The following is a 22,352-nucleotide window of genomic DNA, read 5'->3' as shown; positions in this document are numbered from 1 at the left end:
TGGCCCACCCGTCCGCGAGCGCCCGGGATGCTACCCGTGGTTCACGCCGGATCCCACTCGACGGTCAGGTGCTTGAGCCACCGGAGGACGAGGTTGGTGGTGAAGGTCAGCTCTGGAGACGGGGGGAGCCGGAGGTTCGGCAGCCGTGCGAACAGCGTCTCGAGGGCGATGCGAATCTCGAGCCGTGCGAGCGAGGCGCCGATGCAGAAGTGAGGGCCGCGGCCGAACGTGAGGTGCTGGCTCGCATTGCTCCGGTGGATGTCGAAGGTGTCCGGCCGCTCGAACTGCGTCTCATCCCGGTTGGCCGAGCCGAAGAGCAGCACCACCCGGGCCCCCTTGGGGATGCGGACGCCGCCCAGCTCCACGTCCGCCGCCGCGGTGCGGAACATCGCCGGGTTCGAGGTGTCGAAGCGCAGCCCCTCCTCGACGGCCTGGGGGAGGAGCGCGGGCTCCCGCAGGCAGGCCTGGAGCTGCTCCGGGTGGCGAAGCAGATGCAGCAGCGTGTTGCAGATGGCGCCGGTGACAGTCTCGTGGCCGGCGAAGAACAACTGCATGGCGGTGCTGATGGTCTCCTGCTCGCTGGGCTGGACCTCGCCCTCCGTTCCCGCGGAGAGCAGCGCGCTCAGCGCGTCATCCTGGGGCTCCTTCCGGCGCTGCGCCATGAGCGCGGCGACGTAGTGGTAGAGCGCGGCGGCCCCCTGGGCACAGAGCAACTGCTGCTCCAGCGGCAGCCCCGGCGTGTTGAGCGTGAGCCACGCATCGGACCAGCGCTTGATTTGATGGCGGTCCTCGAGCGGCGCGCCACACAGCCCGACGATGATGCTCAGCGGCAGCTCGTAGGCGAAGCGCGCCATGATGTCGGCGCGGCCCTCGCGCGCGAAGCCATCCACGAGGGAGTTCGCGACCTGGCGGATGTGCGGTTCCAGCTTCGCCACGCGCTGGGGCGCGAACATCCGGCCGACCAGGGCCCGCAGCCGGGTATGGGACGGAGGATCGTTGTTCACGAGCCCGGGCGCCTCGTTCGGGATGGGCAGCAGCGCCTTCACCTCGGGCGGGAGCTCGACCAGGGCGACCTTGTTGGAGAACCGCTCCGTGTCCTTCGCGGCCTCGGTGCAGTCCTCGTACCGGCTCACGATCCACGCGTGGAACATCGGGCTGAAGAACACGGGCGCATCCCTGCGCGCCTTCGCGTAGGTGGGGTACGGATCCTCGAGCTGGGCCGGGAGGAAGGGATTGAACTCGACCGCGCTCGCATCGGAGGGATTCTGAGCCATCGGAGACCAGGGGCAGGCGTGAAGGCACGGTGAGGCGCGGCCGAGCATACCCACCCGGACCCATGACTTCCACGTGAGCACCGGGACGCTTCCCGCGTTCCAACCCAACAGGCCGGACCGTGTGGCGTTGCGTTTACAACCCCACGCGGACGACAATGTGCGCCGCGCCAAAAGCGGCCAGCGGTGCTGCGCCCATCGGCCAGGGGAACCATCATGAACATCCTGTCGTTTGACGGTGCGGCCAGCACCTCGCTCCAGATCCGCATGCTGAAGTACCTGGAGCTGGAAGTGCCCGGGTTCCTGGAGCGGGCGGAGCTGTTCGCGGGCGCCTCGGACGGGACGCTGCTGGGGGTCTACCTCGCCTCCAGGCTGCATGGCCCCAATCGCATGAAGCCGCTGGCCGCCATCGACGACGCCATCGAGTTCAGCAACGAGATGGCCGCCTCGCTGCACGCATCGCTGTGGGGCACGCTCATGGCCACCATCGGCATCTCTCCCCTGCTCTCCCCCGGCCTGTTCTCCACCGAAACCAAGTTCCAGAAGCTCGTGGAGCAGCGCTTCGGCAATGAGACGCTCAGGGACCTGACGAAGAGCGACGTGAAGGTGGTGATCGCGAGCTTCAACATGACGGAGAAGCGCCCGCAGATCTTCCAGAACTTCGGGCCGACGGCCGCCGCTCCGGAGTTCCTGCTCTCCGAGCTCGCGCTGGCCAGCTCCGCCATGCCCCTGATGCTCCCGCTCCCGGGCTTCTTCGGCCCGGGGCACCCGAAGGAGCGCAGCTACTATCTCGATGGGTCGCTGGCCACGAACAACCCCTCCATGTCCGCCGTCGCGGCCGCGGTGAATTCGCTCTGCCTGAACCACGGAGTCCCCCGGCTCCGGCATCACATCGGAGGGCACCCCATCGAGACCGTGGTCGTGGCATCGCTGGGCTCGACGGTGACCCGGCGGGAGTCGAAGCGGGACGGCCCGCTGAATGGGGGCATGGAGCAGGTCCACATCCCCCGCCCGACGGGCATGCTCATCCTGAAGGCGCTCTCCAAGCTGGTGCCCAAGGGCAGGCATGTGAAGAGCCTGGACTGGGGCTGGCTCCAGTGGCTGCTCAACTACGAGTTCAACCTCATCGACCTGGGGCTCTACGCCTGGTTCCAGAACGCGATGGACACCGTCGCGCTCCAGTGCAGCGATCTGCTCCACCCGGACCAGTACTGCCGCTACGCGCCCGGCATCGACCAGCTGCACCTCCTGCTCCAGCTCCTCTTCGGTGACACCCAGAACCTGCTCGACACGATGGACAAGGAAGCCTTGCGGCTCCGTGAAGGCCCCGGCTTCCGACACCTCGTCGACTGGGCCCGGAAGGAATGGATGCAAGCGCCCCTCGTGGGCGCGAAGCCCGACCTCCGCATCGCCGCGGAGGGCTGAAGCCGCGCGATGAGCCACACGTCGGCCGCCACCGTCGTGCCGTGCCGCGTTCCACGCGCCGCGCTCGAGCGCATCGTGCTCGCCGCCATCCAGGCGCCGAGCACGGAGAACTGCCAGCCCTGGAGCTTCTCCTGGGATGGCACCGTCCTCTCGGTGCGGCACGACGCGGAGCGCTCGAGGCACGTGCTGAATCGCAACGAGCACGCCACGTACGTGACGCTCGGCTGTGTCCTCGAGTCCATCGCCATCGCGGCCACCGCTGAGGGACTCCTGGCCTGGCCGACGCTGTCGCTCGGGGACGGGCCGGGGACCGTCTGGGCGACGCTGGGCTTCAGCGCGAGCGCACGGGAGGTCCACCCGCTGGTTCCGGTGCTGGCCACGCGCGGGACGGACAGGCGGCTGTTCCAGGGCGGCTCCTCCACCCATTCCGTGTTCGACGTGCTCAGGGGCGACGCAGGGGACTTCCCGGGCTGCGGGCTGCACGTCTCCGCTCGTTTCTCGAAGGAGCTGCTCGACTACCTCACCGAGGCCGAGTCCTACGTGTGGCGTCACGAAGACTCGCTTCGCGATGTGATGCGCTGGATGCGGCTGTCCCGTGACGAATTGGAGCGCACGCGGGACGGCATGCCCTGGAACACCTTTGGCTTCGATATCCCGGATTCCCGACTGTTGAGTCTGTCGCGCTCACCGTTGCTGGGCGGGGAGCTCGCCGGCCGTGCCCTGGGCGTGGTCGCGAAGCGCTGGCTCACGATGCAGCTCCGCTCCTCGGCCGCGCTCGTGTGCCTGACGGTGCGCTCCACCCGCCGGGAGGACCTGGTCGCCTCGGGCGGGCTGGGCCTGCGGGCGTGGCTGCGCCTCAATCAGGCGGGCTTCGGCGTCCAGCCGCTCACGAGCCCGGCCCTGCTGGCCTACAACGCGGTGACGGACAGCCTGCCTTCGACGGCCCGCCCCGAATATGTCGCGCTGCTGCGAGGGGGACCGGAGCTCATCGCGCGAGGGTTCGGAGCCCCGCTCACGGAGCTACCCGTGTGGATGCTCCGCACGGGACGCTCTCCGCCGCTCCCGCCCCACCAGCGCGCACCGCGCCGCACGCTCCAGGAAGTCCTCACCGTGAATGAAGGCGGATAGGGGCCCGCGGCAGCCCGGGCCGCCAGCGCAAGCTCGGCGGGCGGCGGGGAAGACCCTGCTGGAGCGCTGTCGCCGTCATGCCCGCGTCGATGAGGCGCTTCATCGGCAAGGGCTACTTCGCCTCGGCGAGGCAGGCCTGGAGCTTCGACGCGAGCACCTGGACATGCGGCTGCCGGAGCAGCGTGAGGTGCTCGCCGGGAATCCGGTGCACGTCCACGCCGCCCGCCGCGAGCTGGCTCCAGCCCTGGGTCGGGTCTCCACCATTCCGGCCGGGCATCTCCGTGGCCTTGAACAGCGTCACGCGCGAGGGATAGGTGCGCGGTGAGTAGTCGAGCGTCTGCTGGAGGTGATGCTTGAAGAGCCGGAACATCGGGAGCATGGCGGGCTGCCGGAGCGCGAGCAGTCGCGACTCCCTGGGCACGAAGTTGGCCATGGTCGAGCGCGCGAGGAAGGACTCCAGCCAGTTGAAGCCAGGAGGCCGGCCGGGTCCGGCCGATTCCGCCCCATCGCGCGAGGTGGTCCAGAGGTAGAGGTAGTCGTGCAGGTGCGGCCAGATGGAGCGGGCAATCCCCGTGGCCAGGAGCCGGGCCATGACCGCGGGCGAAGGCCGGTAGCCGGCAACGGGGGCGGGCTCGTCCACGATGGCGAGCATGCGGACCTCTTCACCCATCCTGACGAGCTGCTGGGCCATCTCGAACACGACGAGGCCCCCGAACGAGAAGCCGCCCAGGTGGTAGGGACCTCGCGGGGCGATGCTCCGGATGGCGTCGACGTAGCGCCGGGCCATGTCCTCCACGCTCCGGTCCGGCGGGGCAAGCCCATCCAGCCCGTGCGCCTGGAGGGCGTAGAAGGGCTGCTCGGGCCCCAGCGCACGCGCGAGCCCGATGTACGGGAAGACCACTCCCGCCGCGGGGTGGACGAAGAAGAGCGGCGGCTTCGTCCCGCCGGACTGGAGGGGCACCAGCACCGACGCGTGGGCGGACACCGGAGCCGGTCCGGTCGCGGCGGCAGGCGTGTCCACTGGCGACAGCGTGTGCGCCAGGCGCTGGAGGGTGACGCCTCGGAACACGGCGTGTTGGGGGACCTCCAGCCCCAACACCTGCTGGATTCGGTCCGAGAGCCGCAGCATCACCAGTGAGTCAGCGCCGAGCTCGAAGAAGTCGTCGTGGAGCCCGATGGGTGCGACACCGAAGAGTTCCTCGCAGAGGACCGCGAGCCGGCGCTCCAGGTCGGTCCGCGGGGCCACGTAGGGCGTTCGCAGGTCGGGCCGTGGATGACGTGAGGCGGTGTCACCCACTGCGGGCGCGGGGCTGACTCGCGCCGGCGCGACGTGTGCTGTCACGGAGGCCGCGCGCCGGCCCAGGATGAGCCCGTGGTCCACCCGCGCACGCGCGTCCTGCGCGAGGGGATGGGCTTCCACCTGCTCGAAGCGGGCCTGTCGCAAGGCCGCCTCCCACCCGTCCAGCGTCAGGAGCGGCGAGTCCTTGCGCAGTCCATCCTCGTAGTACCAGAAGCCCTCCGCGAGGCCCCAGGTGAGCATGTCCCAGCGGCCGAAGCGGGTTGCTTCCACGAGCCCCAGCGTCCCTCCGGGCGCGAGCAACCGCTCCACGTGCTGGAGTGCCTCGGGGACATGGCGCACGGCGTGGAGGACGTTGAACGCGACGACGAGGTCGAAGCCGTGTGCCTCGTAGCCCTGTGCCACCGGGTCCTTCGTGATGTCGAGCACGCCAAAGCGCATCAGCCCATCGAGCCCCTGGCGCGCGGCCTCACGGCGGGCGTCATCGACGAAGACCTTCCCGAGGTCCGTGAAGTGGTACGAGACACGGTCCTGGAGTGGCTTCAGCTCGGAGGCGAGCGGCCACGTCAGCAGGCCCTGCCCTCCTCCGAGCTCCAGGATGCGCAAAGGCCCGGGCCGGGACGCGGCCAGCCGGAGCACGGCCTCGCGGAGGAGCGCGAGGTACACGGTGTCGGTGCGGTACGCCGCCGTGTCGCGCTCGAAGCGGTCGATGACCTCGGAACTGCCTCCGGGATAGAGCACGCTGATGGCTTCGCGCTGACCGCTGAGCGCGACGGCGTAGTGGCTCGTGCAGTGCTCCAGGAATGCGAACAGGCCGGTGAAGGCCGGATGGCGGCGCTCGAGCTCAGCGCGAAGCACGGAAGGCTCGGGCACCGGGTCCGCGTCCTTCAGGAAGACGATGGTGGAGCCCTCGACGCGAACGATGCCGTCTTCGGCCATCATCCGGAGCATGGCCTGCAGGAGCCGGCGGAACCTGGGCAGGATGCCGAGCGTGCCTGCCAGCGCGTCCACCTCATGTCTGGCGCCGACACGCATGTCCACGCCCCGCGAGCGCAGGTACGCACAGACATGGGCCGTGCACAGGGCATCGAGCCCGGAGACCAGGCCGGGATGCGCGTCCAGGGAGGGTGGTGCCAGCGTGCTCCGGAGCGTCGCCTCGGCTTCGGCCAGCGAGCGCTCGGGACGTGGCGGTGAGGCAATCCCAGCGCCAACCCTGGGAGGGTCGATCCAGCAGGTCCGCCGCTCGAAGGGATAGGTCGGCAGCGGGCGCCGGAGGCGACGTTCACCGACGTGCACCGCCGCCCAGTCGATTTCCACTCCCGAGGCCCAGAGCCGGCCGAGCTCCTGCGCGAGGGCCATCCCCTCCCCTTCAGGCCAAGGCTTGGAACCCACCTCCAGCAGGATGCTCCCTGGAGTCTCCGCGAGCTGTGAAAGCGCATCCGCGAAACGCGTGGGTTCCTCGTCGAGGTGGGCGAAGAAGGAAGGTTCGGCGATGGCGCGCTCAGTCCACCAGGTGCCCGTGACGCTGGAGAGACACGGCAGCGCGGGAGGCTTCCGCTGCATCCCGCGCACGCGTTCGGTGAGCGCGAGGGAAGCCGCGGTTCGCGGCTCACCGGCGAGAAGGGCCTGCATGAGCCGTCCGCGCTCGGTCACCAGCTCGAGTGCGTCCTCCAGCGAGAGCACCCCGGCGAGGCACAGGGCCACGTACTCCCCCACCCCGCGTCCCAGCACGGCGCCGGGGCGCACGCCCCAGGCCATCCAGAGTCGGGCGAGCGCATGCTCGAACACGAAGAGCGCGGGCTGTGCGTGCCCGGACAGCGGTGCACTCTCGCCGAACATCGCCGGGCGGACGTCGAAGCCGTAGCGTGCGTGGAGCAGCTCCGCACAACGCTCGACGTGCTCCCGAAACACCGGCTCGAACCGGTAGAGCTCCGCGCCCATGCCCGGGACATGTCCGCCTGCTCCCGGGAACAGGAACGCCGTGGAGCGCTCCTCGGTGGCCTCGACAGCATGGTGAAGCCTCCGTGGGGAGTCCGCATCCCGGAGGACCGCCACGGCGTCCGTGGCATCGCGGCACACGAGCGCGAGGCGATGGGTGAAGGCCTTCCGGCCCACCTGCAGCGTGTACGCCGTGTCCGCGAGCGAAGCCGCGTCGAGCCCCGGCGCTTTCTCCAGATGGTCCGCGAGCCGCGCGGCCTGGGCGTCGAGCGCCGCGCGCGTGCGCGCCGAGAGCACGAGGAGCTGCCAGGGCCTCACGGGAACGTCCGAGCTCGTGGGCGGAGCCTCCTCGAGGACGGCGTGGGCATTCGTGCCGCCGAAGCCGAAGGCGCTCACCCCGGCCCGTCGCGGGCCGACCTCCGTCCCCCAGGGGCGCAGCGAGGCGTTGACGAAGAACGGGCTGCGTTCGAGCTGGAGGGCCGGATTCGGAGCGCGGAAGTGGAGGCTGGGAGGCAGCATCCCGTGCTCGACGGCGAGCGTGGCCTTGATCAACCCCGCCACGCCGGCCGCGGTGTTGAGGTGCCCGATGTTGCCCTTGAGCGAGCCGATGGCGCAGAACCCGCGCTCCTCCGTCCCATGACGGAAGGCCTGCGTGAGCGCGGCGAGCTCGATGGAGTCCCCGAGCGGCGTGCCCGTCCCGTGGGCCTCGACGTAGCCAATGGACCGCGCCGGAACGTTGGCGAGGGCCTGCGCCATCGCGATGACCTCGGCCTGCCCCGTGACACCCGGTGCCGTGTACCCCGCCTTGTGCGCGCCATCGTTGTTGACCGCAGCGCCGAGGATGAGCGCGTGGATGTGGTCGCCGTCGGCCAGCGCGTCGGCGGCGCGCTTGAGGACGACCACCCCCACGCCATCGCCCGGAACCGTTCCCCCCGCGTCGGCGTCGAAGGCCCGGCAGTGTCCGTCCGGCGAGCCGATGTGGCCCTCCTGGTACGGATAGCCGTGGTTCAGCGGGAACGCGATGGACACGCCGCCCGCCAGGGCCATGTCACACTGGAAGTTGAGCAGGGCCTGACACGCGAGCTGCACCGCGACGAGCGAGGTCGAGCAGGCGCTCTGCACGGTGATGGCGGGACCGCGCAGGTCGAGTTTGTAGGAGACCCGCGTCGTCAGGTAGTCCTTCTCGTTGCCGAGCAGCGTGCCCAGCCCGTTCATTCCACCGGAGGCCTCCGAGAGGCCACGGAGGTGGTGGAGCAGATAGCCGTCCGGCCCGCAGCCGGCATAGACGCCAATCGTGCCGGGGTATCGCGAGGGGTCGTACCCGGCGCGCTCCAGCGCCTCCCACGCACCCTCCAGGAAGAGACGGTGCTGCGGGTCCGTCAGTTCCGCCTCGCGCGGGCTCATGCCGAAGAACTCCGGCTCGAACTGCCCGACGTCCCCGAGGACGGCCCTCGCCCGCACGTAGCGAGGACTCGTCAGCCGCGCCGGGTCCTCACCCGCGGCGACGAGCTCCTCGGGCGTGAAGCGCGCGATGGATTCCTTCCCTTCGCACAGGTTCTTCCAGAACGCCTCGATGCTCGAAGCGCCTGGAAAACGTCCGGACATACCGACGATGGCCACGCCATCCGTCAGGCCGGTGGAAGTCACTTGCATGTCCAACCCTTACACGATGCCAAGGCGTACCGCGTCGCTGGGAGCAGGCGGGCCCCGGCGCCACTCTCCCCGCGCGGGCTCATCGCCCTCGCCGCGAAGCCATGGACTCCGCGGCCAGCCGACGACGCTCGAGCGCATCCCGCTGCTTCCGGGCCCGCTCATCCACCCCCGTCAGCCCCGGAGGTGCCAACACGGCACGGCCCAGGTACTCCGCCAGCGAGCGGACCGTCGGGTGCCGGAAGAGGTCGACGGCGGCCACCTCCCGGCTGAAGGCCTGCTGGAGCCGCGCGCTCACCTGGGCCACGAGCATGGAGTGACCACCGAGGCTGAAGAAGTTGTCGTGGATGCCAATCTTGTCCAGCCCGAGCGCCTCGCGCCAGATGGTGGCGATGCGCTGCTCGGCCTCGGAGTGCGGCGCCACGTGCGGCGGCCGGCTCCGCGCAGCCTCACCGCCGCCGAGCAGCGCGACATCGGGCAGCCCTTCGGGAGTCCGAGGAATGCGCTCGACGCGAACGAGCCGGCACGCCATGGGCGTCCCGAAGTCATCGCGCACCAGAAGCGATTCGGGGAGCGTCGAGGCGCCCTCGGTGCTCGTGACCCAGGCGGTGAGCCGGGGTGACTCGGGAGCGGCGTCCCAGCGAGAGCGCGCAATCGCCCGGTGCCGGCCGTCGAGGCCGATCAGAAGCTGGGGCTCGTTTCGGTGAAGGGCGACGAGGAGCGAGGTAAGCCCCGCCGTGGCGGAGATCGCCTGGAAGCCGCTGGCGAGGGCCGCCTCGCGCGCCGGGCTCTCCCGGTTCATGCCGATGGCATCCCAGAAGCTCCACGACAGGCAATACGCTCGGGTATGCCCCTTGCGGCGCAGGTCCTGGACGAAGTGCTCGACCAGGCGGCTCGCGGCTGAATAGGCGCCCGCGGAATGCCCGCCGAAGAACCCGTTGACTGAGGAGAAGACCCCGAAGAGCCGGTCTGAGCGGCCGTCGAGCAGCCCATGCAGCGCCATGATTCCCGCGCCCCTGGCGTGGAGCGCCGCGGAGAAGTCCTCGGGGCGTTCCTCCAGCAGGCGGCGTTCATCGAAGGTCCCCGCGAGGTGGAGCACGCCGGAGAGCTCGCGGCCCCACCAGGCCTTCGCGCGCTCGACGGTGTCCCGCAGCCTCGGCGCATCCGCCACATCCACGGACTCGTAGCGCACCTGTCCGCCTGCGCGGTGCGCGAGCTGCTCCAATTCCGCGTAGGCCTTGGCCCGTTCCTGGGAAAGCCGCGCGAAGGGCGTACGGCCCACCAGGAGGAGCCGCGCCCGGTGCTGCCGGAGCAGGTAGCGCGAGAGCTCGACCCCGATTCCGCCGAGCCCGCCCGCCAACACATAGGCTCCGCCCTCCTCGAACGGAGGTGACTGCTCCGGGAGGACGGCCGGGTCCACCCGCTCGAGGCCCGCCACCCTGCGCTCACCGCCGCGCCAGGCGACTTCCCGATCACGGGAACGGGCCGCCAGCTCGCGAGTGATGCATGCCGCGTCGTCTTCGAGGTCGGCCGCGGGCAGGTCGACATGGCGGCAGTCGAGCCAGGGCAATTCCCTCGACACGGTCTTCACGAGCGCGAGGAGCGGCGCCTTCGTCCAGTCGGGCGCGTCGTCCGGGGAGACCGCCTGCGCATGGCTCGAGACGACGACCAGGCGGCGCGGCGCCAGGTCCTCCACGGAGGCGAGCGCCTGGACCAGGAGCAGCAAGCTCCGCGCGCCGCTCATCGAGGTGCACACCTCCATCCCCGGTGCGCCGTGAGTCCAGAGGTGGACCACCTCGGCGATGGGGCCTGCCTCCTCGAACACCGCCGCGAGCACGCGCGGGTAGTGCTCGGGCACGGTGGGGTCGATGCTGTACCGCCGTGGGCCGAGCCGGGCGAACCCGGCCCCGGGCTCGACGGTGACACAGGTGCGTCCCTCCGCCTGGAGTTGGTGGGCGACGCGCGCGCCCGGTCCTTGCGAGTCGCAGAAGAGCAGGCTTGCGCCCTTCCTTACGGCCACACCGTGCGTGGACTTGCGCCGCCACTCCGGCCGGAAGAACCAGTCCGCGAGCGTCCGCTCGTTCCCGAGCTGGAGGTCGACGGCTTCGATGGTGCTCCGGAAGCGCCCTGCCGTGAGAGCCCGCTGCAAGGCCACGCGCTGGATCTTCCCACTGGTGGTCTTCGGGAACTCGCTCCGAGCCAGCGGGATGACATACGTGGGCGTGACGCCCAGTCGCTTCGTCACCTGCTCGCGCACGACTCCCGCGACCCGGGCGGCCACTTCGATGGACGGCTCTCTCGGAACGAAGAAGAGGGCCAGGCCCTCCGTGCCGCCGTCGGGGTCCACCACGGAGCACGCCGCCGCGAACGTCGGCTCGACGCCGGGGAGGCTCCCCACCACGTCCTCGATTTCGTGGCAGTGGAAGTTGGCCCCACGGATGATGATGACCTCCTTCTCGCGGCCGGTAATGGTGAGGCGCCCCTGCCAGAGGAAGCCCAGGTCTCCGGTGTTGAACCAGCCGCCCCCGACGAAGGCCTCCTGGTTGGCGGACGGGTTGTCGAGGTAGCCCGGCGTCACCACCCCGCCCTTGAGTTGCAGCCGGCCGATGGAACCCTCGGGAAGGAGCCGATTCGAGGCATCGGTGATTCGAAGCTGCACGCCCGGCACGGGCGGGCCGAGGTCGATGAAGGCGATGCTTGTCTCGTCCCCTGCGGGGAGGAACTCCAGGGCCCCACCGAGCGAGGCCTTGGCCACGTGATGCGCGCCGCGCTCGACGGAGAATGCGTTCTGGTAGGAGACGATGGTGCACGCCTCGGCCATGCCGAAAGCCGGCTGCATCACCTCGGGCCTGACACCGAAGGGCGCGGTCGCCTGGAGGAACTCGCGAATCGCGCCGAGTGTCACCTGCTCGCCCGCGTTCAGGAGGAACCGGAGCGAGGAGAGGTCCCACGTGCGCCGTCCCGGCGCTCGAGCGACGGCGTCCGAGACGAGCCTCAGCCCGAAGTTCGGAGAGAAGGTCTGGGTGACGCGGTAGCACTCGATGAGGTCGAGCCAGGCCAGCGGATCCGCGAGGATGCGCTCCGTCTTCACGTGGATCTGCTCACAGCCGACGCAGACGTCCTTCAGGTGGCACGTGAGGATGGGCACCACGTGGTCGAAGGGAATCCAGTTGAGCGTCACGTCCTCCGGGACGTAGCCACAGAACCGGGACACCGAGTGCGCATGGAGCAGGATGCCCCGGTGCGTCTCCTGGATGACCTTGGGCATGCCCGTGCTGCCCGAGCTCAACTGGAAGAAGGCGATGTCGTCCGGGCGGAGCGCGGCAGGTGAAGCCCGCGAGGGGTCTCCCCACAGGTCTTCCACCGCGAGCACGCGCAGCCCGTCCATGGGAAGGAAGGCGCGCAGTCCCTGGAGTGGCTCGACGAGCGCACGGCTCGCGATGACGTGGGGACGGCCGAGGAGTTCCCACGTTCCCTGGAGCTTGGTCAGCACGCCGTTCGGCGCGTCGTACGACGGCGCGAGCGCCACGGTGACCGGCTGGATGCCGCCGAGGACGCAGGCCCAGAAGGTCGTCAGCAGATCCTTCGTGGCCTCGATGTGCAGGATGACCCGGGCACCGGGCTCCAGACCGGCGCGTGTCAGCCCCGCGAGCAGCGCGCGTGCGTCGTTCAGCAGCGACGCGTAGCTCTGGAAGACGACGGCACCGCCGGGCTGCACGTAGCGGACGCCCTTCGTTCCCGAGGCCGCGCGGACCAGCGCGTCCACGAGCGTCTCCGGTGCGCCATGTGGAAGGACCAGGGGGCCACCGTCGCTCAAGGCCGGCGGTCTGGAGGGCGTGGTGGGCGCGCTCGCCGACCTCGCGGGTGCGTCGAGCTCGGGCGCGGCGCCCCGCATGCCTCCCGGCAGGACCCGCCACAGGTGAAGGCGCGGCGCGGGCTCGGTCGGTGCGTGGACGAGCACCGCGACCTCGCCCGCGCCCGGCGTCGCGCGCAGCATCGCCTCGGTCCTCTGGGCAAGCCCACTGTCAGGGATCGGGATGCGCGAGAGGGCCTCCTCGTCCACGCGCCCGTCGGGTCTTCGTGGAAGCGAGGCCAGCGGCACGACGGCCCTCGGATGAAGCTCCGCTGGAGCCTTCTCGTTGAGCCGACGAGCGAGCCACGTCGGAGTGAGCGGTTCCGAGGAGACGACGTAGGCCACCCGCTGCTGTCCGGAGGACTCGGTCGGTCGCATCCGCACGGCGCAATCCAACACCGCGGGCTCTTCGGCCAGCGCGGTTTCGAGCGCCTCGCAGCCGCGCCGGTCGGCCGGAGCGTCGAGCCTCAGAAGCTCCGCGATGGACACCTCTGGCTCCACGGAAACCCTCTCGACGAGAGCGCGCAGCCTGCGCCCGAGACGTGCAATCGAGGCCGTGTCGAAAAGGTCCGTGGAATAGAGCAGCACTCCCTCGAGGCCCTCGCCACCGGGACGCGTCCAGAGCTGCAGCGAGAGGTCGAACGGCGCGGCATCCGCGTGCAATTGCGCGAGGTCGATTTCGAGCGGGCCGGAAGTGACGGGCGGCAAGCCGGGGTGGAGGCCGAAGGCGACCTGGAACAAGGGGTTGTGGCTGGCGTCACGCTCTGGCCGCAGCGCCTCCACCAACTTCTCGAAGGGAAGCGCCGCGTGCGCATACGCCGCGAGCGCCCGCTCCCTCACGCGGTCCAGCACATCGCCGAAGCGCGGCGCCTCACCGAGCCGCACCCGCAGGACCAGCGTGTTCGCGAAGTGACCGATCAACCCACGGGTTTCACTTCGCTCACGACCGGCGACCGTGGTGCCGATCAACAGGTCCTCTTCCGCGCCTTCGGCATGGAGCAGGACCGAGAAGCCGGCGAGCAGGGTCATGAAGAGCGTGCTCCCCCGAGCCTGGCCCAGTTCCTGGAGGGCACGCGTCGTGTCCGCCGGAAGCGACCAGGGGAGCTGTGCGCCTCGGAAGCGCTGGAGGGCGGGACGGGGCCGGTCCAGCGGCAGCATCATCCGCGTGGGCGCGCCCTCGAGCTCCCTCTTCCAGAAGGCGAGCTCCGCATCGAGCGCCTCTCCACGCATCCACTGGCGCTGCCAGACCGCGAAGTCGCCATACCGGATGGGCAGTGGCGACAGGGGCGCCGGGCTCCCTTCGAGCAACGCGGTGTAGAGCACCGCGAGCTCCCGCAGGAAGACCTCCATCGAGCCGCCATCACATACGAGGTGGTGGAAGACGATGACCAGCGCATGCTCGCGCGCCCCCAGGTGGACCAGCACCGCGCGGACCAGTGGGCCCTCCACGAGCTGAAAGGGGCGCAACGCCTGTTCTGCTGAGAGCGCCTCGAGGCGCGACGTGCGCTCCGCCTCCGGGAGTGCTGACAGGTCGACGACGGGCAGCGGCACGGCGACGTCGGCTCGGACCTGCTGCAACGGTGAGGTGCCCTCCCCTCCTGGGAACGTGGTCCGCAGCACCTCATGACGTTGCACGAGCGCTTCGAGACTTCGCTGGAGCACCGCGACGTCCAGCGCGCCGCGCAGGCGGAGCACGGCCGGCAGGTTGTAGGCGGCGCCGTGAGGTGCAAGCTGGTGGAGCAGCCATAGCTGCTGCTGCACGAATGACAGCGGGGCCGGTTCGTCTCCCGCACGCTGCGGAATCTCTCCGTCCTGTCCCGCGGAAGTCGCTCCGCCCGCCACGTGCTCGACGAGTGCGGCAATCGTGCGGCGCTCGAGGATGTCGCGTCCCGACAGCGGAATGCCCACTGCCCGCAGCCGGGTGCTCACTCGCGCCGCCGAGAGCGAATCACCGCCCAGTGCGAGGAACTCGTCGGCAACCCCGACCTCCGAGACCCGGAGGACCTCGGACCAGACCCGGGCCAGGGTCTGCTCCACGGGCGTGCGTGGCTCGACAAACGGCGTGTCGAGCGCGGGACGCACTTCCCCGGGAGACGGCAACGCGCGGCGATCCAGCTTTCCGCTGGGAAGCCGGGGCAGCGCCGCCAGCGCGACGAAGGCGGCGGGAATCATGTACTCCGGCAACCGTGCTTCCAGAAAGCGGCGGAGCGAAGTGACGGAGGGCGGGTGCGCTCCGGCGGGAAGAACGTAGGCCGTGAGCCGCGTACCACCGGAGGCGTCGTCGCGCGGGACCACGGCCGCTTCACGGACCTCCGGATGCTCCGTGAGCACCGCCTCGATTTCACCGGGCTCCACCCGGAAGCCCCGCACCTTCACCTGGTCGTCGATGCGCCCGAGAAACTCCAGATGGCCATCAGCGCGGCGCCGGCCCCGATCTCCCGTCCTGTAGAGCCGCCCGTCCCGGCCGAAGGGGTCGGGGACGAACCGCGAGGCCTCCAGGTCCGGGCGGTCGAGATAGCCACGGGCCAATCCCACGCCGCCAATCGCGAGCTCTCCCTCCGAGCCATCCGCCGCTTCGGTGCCTGCCGTGTCGAGCACGTGCACCACGACTCCTGGAAGCGGACGCCCGAGCGGCGGCGCTCCGGTTCCATCACACTCGAACAGGGTGGCCGAGACGGTGGCTTCGGTCGGACCGTAGGTGTTGAAGAACCGGCGGCCTTCACGCCAGCGCGCGACCAGCTCCTCCGGGCACCGCTCGCCGCCACAGACCACCACCCGGAGTGCCGGGAGCGCCCGGGTGGGCACGGTGGCGAGCACCGAGGGCAGCAGCGCCACGTGGGTGATGGCGTGCTGGAAGAACAGCTCGCCGAGCTCCACTCCCGACGTCCGCGCCTCCCCCGTCGCCAGGTGGAGCGTGGCACCGGCCGCCAACGCCATGCCCACTTCGAAGAGGGACGCGTCGAAGGCGAGCGACGCGAACTGCAACACCCGATCACGCGGCCGGACGTCGAGCGTGTCGACGAGCGTCCTGACGAGGTTGATGAGCCCCCGATGCTCGAGGAGCACGCCCTTGGGCAGCCCCGTCGAACCCGAGGTGTGGAGGATGTAGGCAAGCGAGTCCGCCGCGCTCCGGCACCGGGGAGGCGCAGTCCCCTCCTCCTCTCCACCTTCATCCACGCAGAGGAGTGCCGCGGGGTGTGGAGGCAGCGAGGAGCGCAGGGGCTCCCGGGTCAGGATGACGTGGGGACGGAGTTCCTCGAGCAGGAAGTCCAGTCGCTGGCGCGGAAGCGTGGGCTCCAGCGGGACATACGCGCCTCCGGCCTTCCAGATGGCGAGCAGGCCCACCAGTGCCTCTGGCGAGCGGTCCAGGAAGAGCCCGACGCGGACCTCGGGGCCCACGCCCGCGGCCTGGAGGCGCCACGCGAGCCGGTTGGCCTGGCGGTCCAGGGCCCCATATGTGAGCCCCCGGCCCTCATGCCACACGGCGAGGGCCTCCGGGTCTCGAGCCGCGTGGGCCTCGAAGAGCGTGTGGAGGAAGAGTCCAGCGGGGTGCTCCGGCACAGGTGACCCTCTGCCCGTCAATCGCGTGTCCTCACCGCCGCGGCCGTCACAGTCGCGAGCACGCATGGATGAGCTTCCGCCGCGGCGCGCAGAGGCTCGCCCATGGAGTTCCGTTGGTCAATAGTTGGACGATGACCGGGAGGGAGGGGCCGGGGGCTCGACCCCCTCCGGTATCTTCGAGTGATGCCGCTCCTCGCGCTCCTGGTCATGCCCGCGGTCTCTGGAGCCATCGCCGCGCTGCTGCCCACGCGCGCCCGGAACCGGGCAGCGGGCCTCGCGGGCCTCACCGCGCTGCTGGGCCTGGTGGGCGTGGCGCTCCACTTCCCGAAGGTGCGGGGCGGAGGCCAACTGGTCGAGCGCATCCCCTGGGTGCCCTCGCTGGGGCTGGACCTCGTGTTGCGGCTCGACGGCTTCTCGTGGACCTTCTGCGTGCTCGTGCTCGGCATTGGCGCGCTGGTGATGCTGTATGCGCGGTACTACCTCTCGCCGTCGGACCCCGTGCCGAGGTTCTTCGCCTTCCTGCTGGCCTTCATGGGCGCGATGCTGGGCGTGGTCCTCTCGGGGAACCTGCTGCAGCTGGCCTTCTTCTGGGAGCTGACGTCCCTCTTCTCGTTCCTGCTCATCGGCTACTGGCACCAGCGCAAGGACGCACAGCGCGGGGCGCGGATGGCGCTCACCGTCACGGGGATGGGCGGCCTGTGCCTCCTCGCGGGGCTGCTGGTGCTCGGCCAGGCGGCGGGCAGCTACGAGCTGGACGCCGTCCTCGGGAGCGCGCAGCGCGTGAGGGCCCACTCGCTCTACCCGGTGGCGCTCTGTCTCATCCTGGTCGGCGCGTTCACCAAGAGCGCCCAGTTCCCCTTCCATTTCTGGCTCCCCAACGCGATGGCGGCGCCGACGCCGGTGTCGGCGTATCTGCACTCGGCGACCATGGTGAAGCTGGGCGTGTTCCTGCTGGCGCGGCTGTGGCCGGTGCTGTCGGGAACGGAGCTCTGGTTCTGGCTCGTCGGGTCCGCGGGGCTCGCCACGCTGCTGCTCGGCGCGTGGGCGGCGCTGTTCCAGCGTGACCTGAAGGGGTTGCTCGCCTATTCCACCATCTCGCATCTCGGGTTGGTGGTGCTGCTGCTGGGGCTCAACAGCGCGCTGGCGGCGGTGGCGGCCGTCTTCCACATCATCAACCATGCGACGTTCAAGGCCTCGCTCTTCATGGCGGCGGGAATCATCGACCATGAGACGGGGACGCGGGACATCCGGCGGCTGTCGGGGCTCTTCCGCCTGATGCCCATCACCGGGACGCTCGCCGTCGTGGCCACGGCGGCCATGGCGGGCGTCCCCCTGCTCAATGGCTTTCTCTCGAAGGAGATGTTCTTCGCGGAGACCGTCTTCGTCGACGCCCACCCCACCGTGGAGTGGGGCCTGCCGATTGCGGCGACCCTGGCTGGCATGGGGAGCGTCGCCTACTCGCTCCGGTTCGCCGCGAAGGTGTTCTTCGGGCCCGCGAGCGCGCGGGACACGCCGCGCGTGCCGGAGGAGCCGCCCAAGTGGATGCGTGTCCCCGTCGAGGTGCTGGTCCTCGCCTGCCTGGTGGTGGGCGTCGCACCAGCGGTGTCCATCGGCCCGTTCCTCGAGGCCGCGTCCCTGCAGGTCGTGGGAGGACCGCTCCCGGAATACAGCCTCAAGATATGGCATGGGTTCACCCCGCCGCTGCTGATGAGCGCGCTGGCGCTCGGCGGTGGCGCCCTGCTGTACCTCTGGGTCCGACGCCAGGAGGCAGGGCGGGTGCGCCTGGAGGGGACGCGGGTCTTCACCGCGCTGCTGGCGCGTCTGACCTGGCTGAGCCGGTGGACCCGCCGCTGGCTGCTCACCGCGGGACTCCAGCGGCAGCTGATGGCGATGGTGGGCGTCACCCTGCTCGTGGGCGTGTTGTCGCTGTGGGGGGGCCTTGGCGAGGGGGAGCGCCCGAGGGTGCCCCTCTCGCCGATATTCGTCGCGTTGTGGGCCGTGGGCGGCGTGGCGGCGCTGGGAGCCGCCTGGCAGGCGAAGTTCCACCGGCTCGCCGCGCTCATGCTCTCGGGGACCGCGGGGGTGGCGAGCTGTGTCACGTTCATCTGGTTCTCCGCGCCGGACCTCGCGCTCACCCAGCTCACCGTCGAAGTGGTGACGACGCTCCTCATCCTGCTCGGGCTCAGGTGGCTGCCTCCGAGAGAGCCGGCCCGCGGCGTGTACGACGCGCACACCCGGAGGGTGGCCAGGGGCCGGCGAGCCCGCGACTTCGTCATCGCGCTGAGCGCCGGAGGCGGCATGGCGCTCCTCGCCTACGCGGTGATGACCCGGGACTTCCCCGAGCGCACCTCGTTCTTCCTCGAGCACTCCCTGAGCGGCGGCGGCGGGCGGAACGTGGTGAACGTGATGCTGGTGGATTTCCGTGGGTTCGACACCTTCGGGGAAGGCGTCGTGCTGACGCTCGTCGCGCTCACGGTCTACGCACTCCTGCGGCGCTTCCGGCCGGCGGCCGAGGTCATGGCGCTTCCGCCGCAGCAGCAGTCACTCGCCAAAGACTTGCAGACGGACCTGGTGAACCCACGGCAGGCGCGGGACACGGCGGTGGGTTACCTGATGGTTCCCGCGGTGCTGGTCCGGCTGCTGCTGCCCATCTCGGGCGTGGTGTCGGCGTTCTTCTTCCTGCGTGGGCACAACGCGCCAGGCGGCGGGTTCGTGGCGGGGCTGGTGATGTCGGTGGGCTTCCTGCTTCAGTACCTCGTGTCGGGGACTGAGTGGGTCGAGGAGCGGCTGCGCCTTGCGCCGCGCACGCTGATGGGCGCCGGGCTGCTGTTCGTTCTCGGCACGGGGGCGGGCGCCTTCGTGGTCGGCTATCCGCTGCTCACCTCGCACACCTTCCATCTGAAGGTCCCCGTCCTGGGCGAGCTGCACCTGGGGAGCGCGCTGTTCTTCGACGTGGGCGTGTACTGCCTGGTGCTGGGGTCCACGCTGCTCATCCTCGTGGCGCTCGCGCACCAGTCCATCCGCGCGCACCGCATCACGGGAGGTGAGTGATGGAGGTGGTGCTGGCGGTTGCCATCGGCGTGCTGACCGGCTCCGGCGTCTGGCTGCTGCTGCGGCCGCGTACGTTCCAGCTCGTCGTGGGCCTGTCGCTCGTCGCCTACGCGGTCAACCTCTTCATCTTCAGCATCGGCGGTCTGGCCATCGACCAGGAGCCCATCCTCGTCGACGGCGTCCCACGGGACCTCCAGCACTACACCGACCCGGTCCCCCAGGCGCTGGTGCTGACGGCCATCGTCATCAGCTTCGCGATGACGGCGCTCCTGCTGGTCATCATCCTCGCCTCGCGCGGGATGACCGGCACCGACCATGTGGATGGCACCGAACCATGAGCGCGCTCTTTTCCTCCATGATGCCGCACCTGATGGTGGCGCCCATCCTCCTGCCCATGCTGACCGCGGGGGCAATGCTCCTGCTGGGCGAGGGGAAGCGGCCTGCCAAGTTCGTGCTCGGGATGGGCTCGGCGCTGCTGGGGCTCGCCATCTCGGTGGCGCTCCTGGCGTGGGTGGAGGACCACGGCGTCGTGGCCTACCTCCCCGGCAACTGGCCCGCGCCGTTTGGGATTGCCCTGGCGGTAGACCGGCTGTCGGCCGGGATGCTGGTGCTGACCTGGACCCTGGGCACCTGCGCGCTCTGCTTCGCCGCGGCGCGCTGGCACCGCGCGGGCGTCCACTTCCACCCGCTGTTCCAGCTCCAGCTGATGGGACTGTCCGGCGCGTTCCTGACGGCGGACGTCTTCAACCTCTTCGTCTTCTTCGAAATCCTGCTCGCCGCCTCGTACGGCCTGTTGCTGCATGGGTCCGGAAGGCCACGAGTCCGGGCCGCCGTGCACTACGTGGCGGTGAACCTCGCCGCCTCGTCGCTCTTCCTCATCGGCGTGTCGATGATCTACGGCGTCACGGGGACGCTCAACATGGCGGAGCTCTCCGCGCGCCTGGCTGAGGGGCCCGTGGCCAACCGGCACCTCGTCGACGCGGGGGCGGCCATCCTCGCGGTGGCATTCCTGGCCAAGGCGGCGGCGTGGCCCCTCAACTTCTGGCTCGTCCCCGCCTATTCGGCGGCGACGCCTCCCGTGGCGGGGCTGTTCGCCGTGCTCACGAAGGTCGGCATCTACGCGCTGGTGCGGCTCTGGACGCTGATGTTCGCCGGGGGGCCGCTAGCGGGGTTCGGCGCGGACGGCCTGCTCGTGTTCGGCGTGGTCACCTCGGTGCTCGCGTCCCTCGGCATGGTGGCCTCGCACCGGCTCGCCAACCAGGCCGCGGCGGGGGTGGTGGTCTCCGCCGGGACGCTGCTGGCGGCGCTGGGCATGGGCGAGGAAGCCGTCCTCGGCGGCGCGGTGTTCTACCTGGTGGGCTCCGCGCTGGCGTCCAGCGCGTTCTTCCTGCTCGTCGACCTCGTCGAGCGCTGGCAGACGGGCGCCACCGTCGTGGACGAAGCCCCCTTCCTGAGCGCGACGCTCGAGGCCCAGGACGTCAACCTCGACGACGAGGAGGAGCCCCTCGTCGCGCGGCCCATCCCGGCATCCACCGCGTTGCTGGGGCTCGCGTTCGTCGCCTGCGCGCTGCTCGTCTCCGGCCTGCCGCCCCTTTCGACCTTCGTTGGCAAGCTCGGCATGTTGTCGGCGGCACTCGGGCTGCGGGAGGGGACGGGGGCGGTTCCCACCCGCTCGTGGGTGTTCGCGGGCGTGCTGCTGGGCTCCGGCCTGCTCACGCTCATCGCACTCACACGGACGGGAATCCGGATCTTCTGGTCGAGGACGCTGCGCGAGCCACCCCGTGTACGCGCGGCGGAGGGCGTTCCCGTGGTGGCGCTCCTGGCCGCATGCGCAGCGCTGACGCTCGCGGCCGCGCCCGCCATGGAGTTCGCGCTTGCGACGGCGCGCTCCCTCCATGACCGGCGCGGGTACACCGACGCAGTGCTCGGGGCCAGGGTCCGGCCGCCGCCCACGGCGCCGGGAGGGACGCCATGAGACGGCTCCTCCCCTACCCCGTGCTCTCGCTGGCCCTGCTCCTGCTCTGGATACTGCTCATGCAGTCGGTGAGCGCTGGGACGTTGCTGCTCGGTGTCGCGCTGGCGCTGTTCTGGCCGGCGGTGACGTCCAGGCTCAGGCCGGCCCCGGTGCGGCTGCGCAGGCCCCTGGTCATGGTGCGCCTGGGCGGCCGGGTCGTCTTCGAGATGCTGCGCTCGAACGCTGAAGTCGCATGGGCCATCCTCACGCAGCGCACGCGCGACCTCCGCTCCGGCTTCGTCGCCATTCCACTCGACCTGAGAGACCCGAACGGACTGGCCGTGCTGGCAATGATTGTCACGTTCACCCCGGGCACGGCCTGGGCGCAGCTCTCGGCAGACAATCGCGTCCTGTTGTTGCACGTGCTCGCGGTCAAGAGCGAGGCGGGCCTGGTGGCGCTCATCAAGCAGCGCTACGAGCGTGCACTGAAGGAGATCTTCGAATGAGCCCCCTTCTCTGGTGGGCGCTGGCCTGCGCCCTCGGCTGTCTCACCGTGGCGATGATGTTGGCACTGGCGCGGATGATTGCCGGGCCCAGGGCGGAGGACCGCGTGCTGGCGTTCGACTGCCTGTATGTGAACGCCATGCTGGTCATCCTCTCGCTGGGGCTCATCTACCGCAGCAGCTCCTACTTCGAGGCGGCGCTCCTGATTGCCCTCTTCGGCTTCGTGGGCTCCACGGCGATGTCCAAGTTCCTCCTGCGCGGGGAGATCATCGAATGAATGCGCCGACGCCGCTGTGGGTGGATGCGTTGACCGGGTTCCTGGCGGTGGCTGGCGCGCTGGCGGCACTGATTGGCTCGTTCGGGGTGCTGCGGCTGAGGAGCTTCTTCCAGCGCGTCCACGCGCCCACCCTGGGCGCGACGCTGGGCGTCTGGTGCTTCACGCTCGCGACGGCGGTGCAGGGCTCCTTCGAGCAGGGGCAGCTCTACGTCCACGCGCTGCTCATTCCGGTGTTCATTGCCATCACCACACCCGTCACGACCATCTTCCTGATGCGCGCCGCGGTGTTCAGGGAACGCAGGCGTGGCACGGAGATTCCAGTGCCAGGGGCGGACGAGACTCCGGGTGGGTAGCGAAGACTGGGCCCCGAGGAGGCCGTGCGCATCGCGCGCGTCGTCGTTGCAACCCCAAACAGCCGGTCACTCCAGCTGGTCGTATAGGGG

The 22,352-nt window shown here is 70.3% G+C and carries 11 protein-coding genes; 8 read left to right on the top strand and 3 right to left on the bottom strand.

What is annotated here, in order from left to right; genetic code table 11:
- Nucleotides 1-41: 41 nt before the first annotated feature.
- The gene (locus tag OV427_RS41550) at nt 42-1,274 is read right to left on the bottom strand and encodes a cytochrome P450 (RefSeq protein WP_267861763.1); all 1,233 of its coding nucleotides are present in this window, start codon (nt 1,272-1,274) and stop codon (nt 42-44) included.
- Nucleotides 1,275-1,487: 213 nt separating this feature from the next.
- Here OV427_RS41550 and OV427_RS41545 point away from each other — a divergent pair, with 213 nt between their 5' ends.
- Both OV427_RS41545 and OV427_RS41540 read left to right on the top strand, forming a co-directional pair.
- Nucleotides 1,488-2,696 carry a patatin-like phospholipase family protein gene (locus OV427_RS41545; RefSeq protein ID WP_267861762.1) on the top strand — a complete coding sequence of 403 codons (1,209 nt, stop codon included), beginning with the start codon at nt 1,488-1,490 and terminating at the stop codon, nt 2,694-2,696.
- Nucleotides 2,697-2,705: 9 nt separating this feature from the next.
- Nucleotides 2,706-3,824, top strand: a complete 1,119-nt coding sequence (locus tag OV427_RS41540) for a hypothetical protein (protein WP_267861761.1) — start codon at nt 2,706-2,708, stop codon at nt 3,822-3,824.
- Between the two features lie 112 nt (nt 3,825-3,936).
- On the opposite strand, the gene OV427_RS41535 is transcribed toward OV427_RS41540, so the two are convergent.
- Both OV427_RS41535 and OV427_RS41530 read right to left on the bottom strand, forming a co-directional pair.
- Nucleotides 3,937-8,712, bottom strand: a complete 4,776-nt coding sequence (locus tag OV427_RS41535; protein WP_267861760.1) for a type I polyketide synthase — start codon at nt 8,710-8,712, stop codon at nt 3,937-3,939.
- Between the two features lie 79 nt (nt 8,713-8,791).
- Nucleotides 8,792-16,123 carry a non-ribosomal peptide synthetase gene (locus tag OV427_RS41530; RefSeq protein WP_267861759.1) on the bottom strand — a complete coding sequence of 2,444 codons (7,332 nt, stop codon included), beginning with the start codon at nt 16,121-16,123 and terminating at the stop codon, nt 8,792-8,794.
- Nucleotides 16,124-16,306: 183 nt separating this feature from the next.
- Between OV427_RS41530 and OV427_RS41525 the strand changes: the two genes are divergently transcribed.
- From OV427_RS41525 to mnhG, 6 genes are read left to right on the top strand one after another with little or no spacing between them, the layout of a single operon-like run.
- Nucleotides 16,307-19,174: a monovalent cation/H+ antiporter subunit A gene (locus OV427_RS41525; RefSeq protein WP_267861758.1), complete on the top strand. Its 2,868-nt coding sequence runs from the start codon at nt 16,307-16,309 to the stop codon at nt 19,172-19,174.
- Entirely contained in the window at nt 19,174-19,512 is a 339-nt protein-coding gene (locus OV427_RS41520) for a Na+/H+ antiporter subunit C (protein WP_267861757.1), read from the top strand. The genes OV427_RS41525 and OV427_RS41520 overlap by 1 nt, the downstream gene beginning before the upstream one ends.
- Nucleotides 19,509-21,149, top strand: a complete 1,641-nt coding sequence (locus OV427_RS41515) for a monovalent cation/H+ antiporter subunit D (RefSeq protein WP_267861756.1) — start codon at nt 19,509-19,511, stop codon at nt 21,147-21,149. The genes OV427_RS41520 and OV427_RS41515 overlap by 4 nt, the downstream gene beginning before the upstream one ends.
- Nucleotides 21,146-21,634, top strand: a complete 489-nt coding sequence (locus OV427_RS41510) for a Na+/H+ antiporter subunit E (RefSeq protein WP_267861755.1) — start codon at nt 21,146-21,148, stop codon at nt 21,632-21,634. Before OV427_RS41515 ends, OV427_RS41510 begins: the two co-directional genes overlap by 4 nt.
- Nucleotides 21,631-21,909: a K+/H+ antiporter subunit F gene (locus tag OV427_RS41505; RefSeq protein WP_267861754.1), complete on the top strand. Its 279-nt coding sequence runs from the start codon at nt 21,631-21,633 to the stop codon at nt 21,907-21,909. Before OV427_RS41510 ends, OV427_RS41505 begins: the two co-directional genes overlap by 4 nt.
- Nucleotides 21,906-22,262, top strand: a complete 357-nt coding sequence (mnhG, locus tag OV427_RS41500) for a monovalent cation/H(+) antiporter subunit G (protein WP_267861753.1) — start codon at nt 21,906-21,908, stop codon at nt 22,260-22,262. The genes OV427_RS41505 and mnhG overlap by 4 nt, the downstream gene beginning before the upstream one ends.
- Nucleotides 22,263-22,352: the final 90 nt, after the last annotated feature.

The sequence above is a fragment of the Pyxidicoccus sp. MSG2 genome (assembly GCF_026626705.1).
In the GTDB taxonomy this organism is placed as follows: Bacteria; Myxococcota; Myxococcia; order Myxococcales; family Myxococcaceae; genus Myxococcus.
The sequence above is the reverse complement of the archived record's forward strand: the minus strand, read 5'-3'. Positions and strand labels throughout refer to the sequence as shown.

Bases quoted from the DNA above. Each gene is read 5' to 3' on its own strand.
- OV427_RS41510 (WP_267861755.1), top strand. From the start codon at position 21,146: ATGAGACGGCTCCTCCCCTACCCCGTGCTCTCGCTGGCCCTGCTCCTG.
- OV427_RS41505 (WP_267861754.1), top strand. From the start codon at position 21,631: ATGAGCCCCCTTCTCTGGTGGGCGCTGGCCTGCGCCCTCGGCTGTCTC.
- OV427_RS41525 (WP_267861758.1), top strand. From the start codon at position 16,307: ATGCCGCTCCTCGCGCTCCTGGTCATGCCCGCGGTCTCTGGAGCCATC.
- OV427_RS41535 (WP_267861760.1), bottom strand. From the start codon at position 8,712: ATGCAAGTGACTTCCACCGGCCTGACGGATGGCGTGGCCATCGTCGGT.
- OV427_RS41540 (WP_267861761.1), top strand. From the start codon at position 2,706: ATGAGCCACACGTCGGCCGCCACCGTCGTGCCGTGCCGCGTTCCACGC.
- OV427_RS41515 (WP_267861756.1), top strand. From the start codon at position 19,509: ATGAGCGCGCTCTTTTCCTCCATGATGCCGCACCTGATGGTGGCGCCC.
- OV427_RS41550 (WP_267861763.1), bottom strand. From the start codon at position 1,274: ATGGCTCAGAATCCCTCCGATGCGAGCGCGGTCGAGTTCAATCCCTTC.
- OV427_RS41545 (WP_267861762.1), top strand. From the start codon at position 1,488: ATGAACATCCTGTCGTTTGACGGTGCGGCCAGCACCTCGCTCCAGATC.
- OV427_RS41520 (WP_267861757.1), top strand. From the start codon at position 19,174: ATGGAGGTGGTGCTGGCGGTTGCCATCGGCGTGCTGACCGGCTCCGGC.
- mnhG (WP_267861753.1), top strand. From the start codon at position 21,906: ATGAATGCGCCGACGCCGCTGTGGGTGGATGCGTTGACCGGGTTCCTG.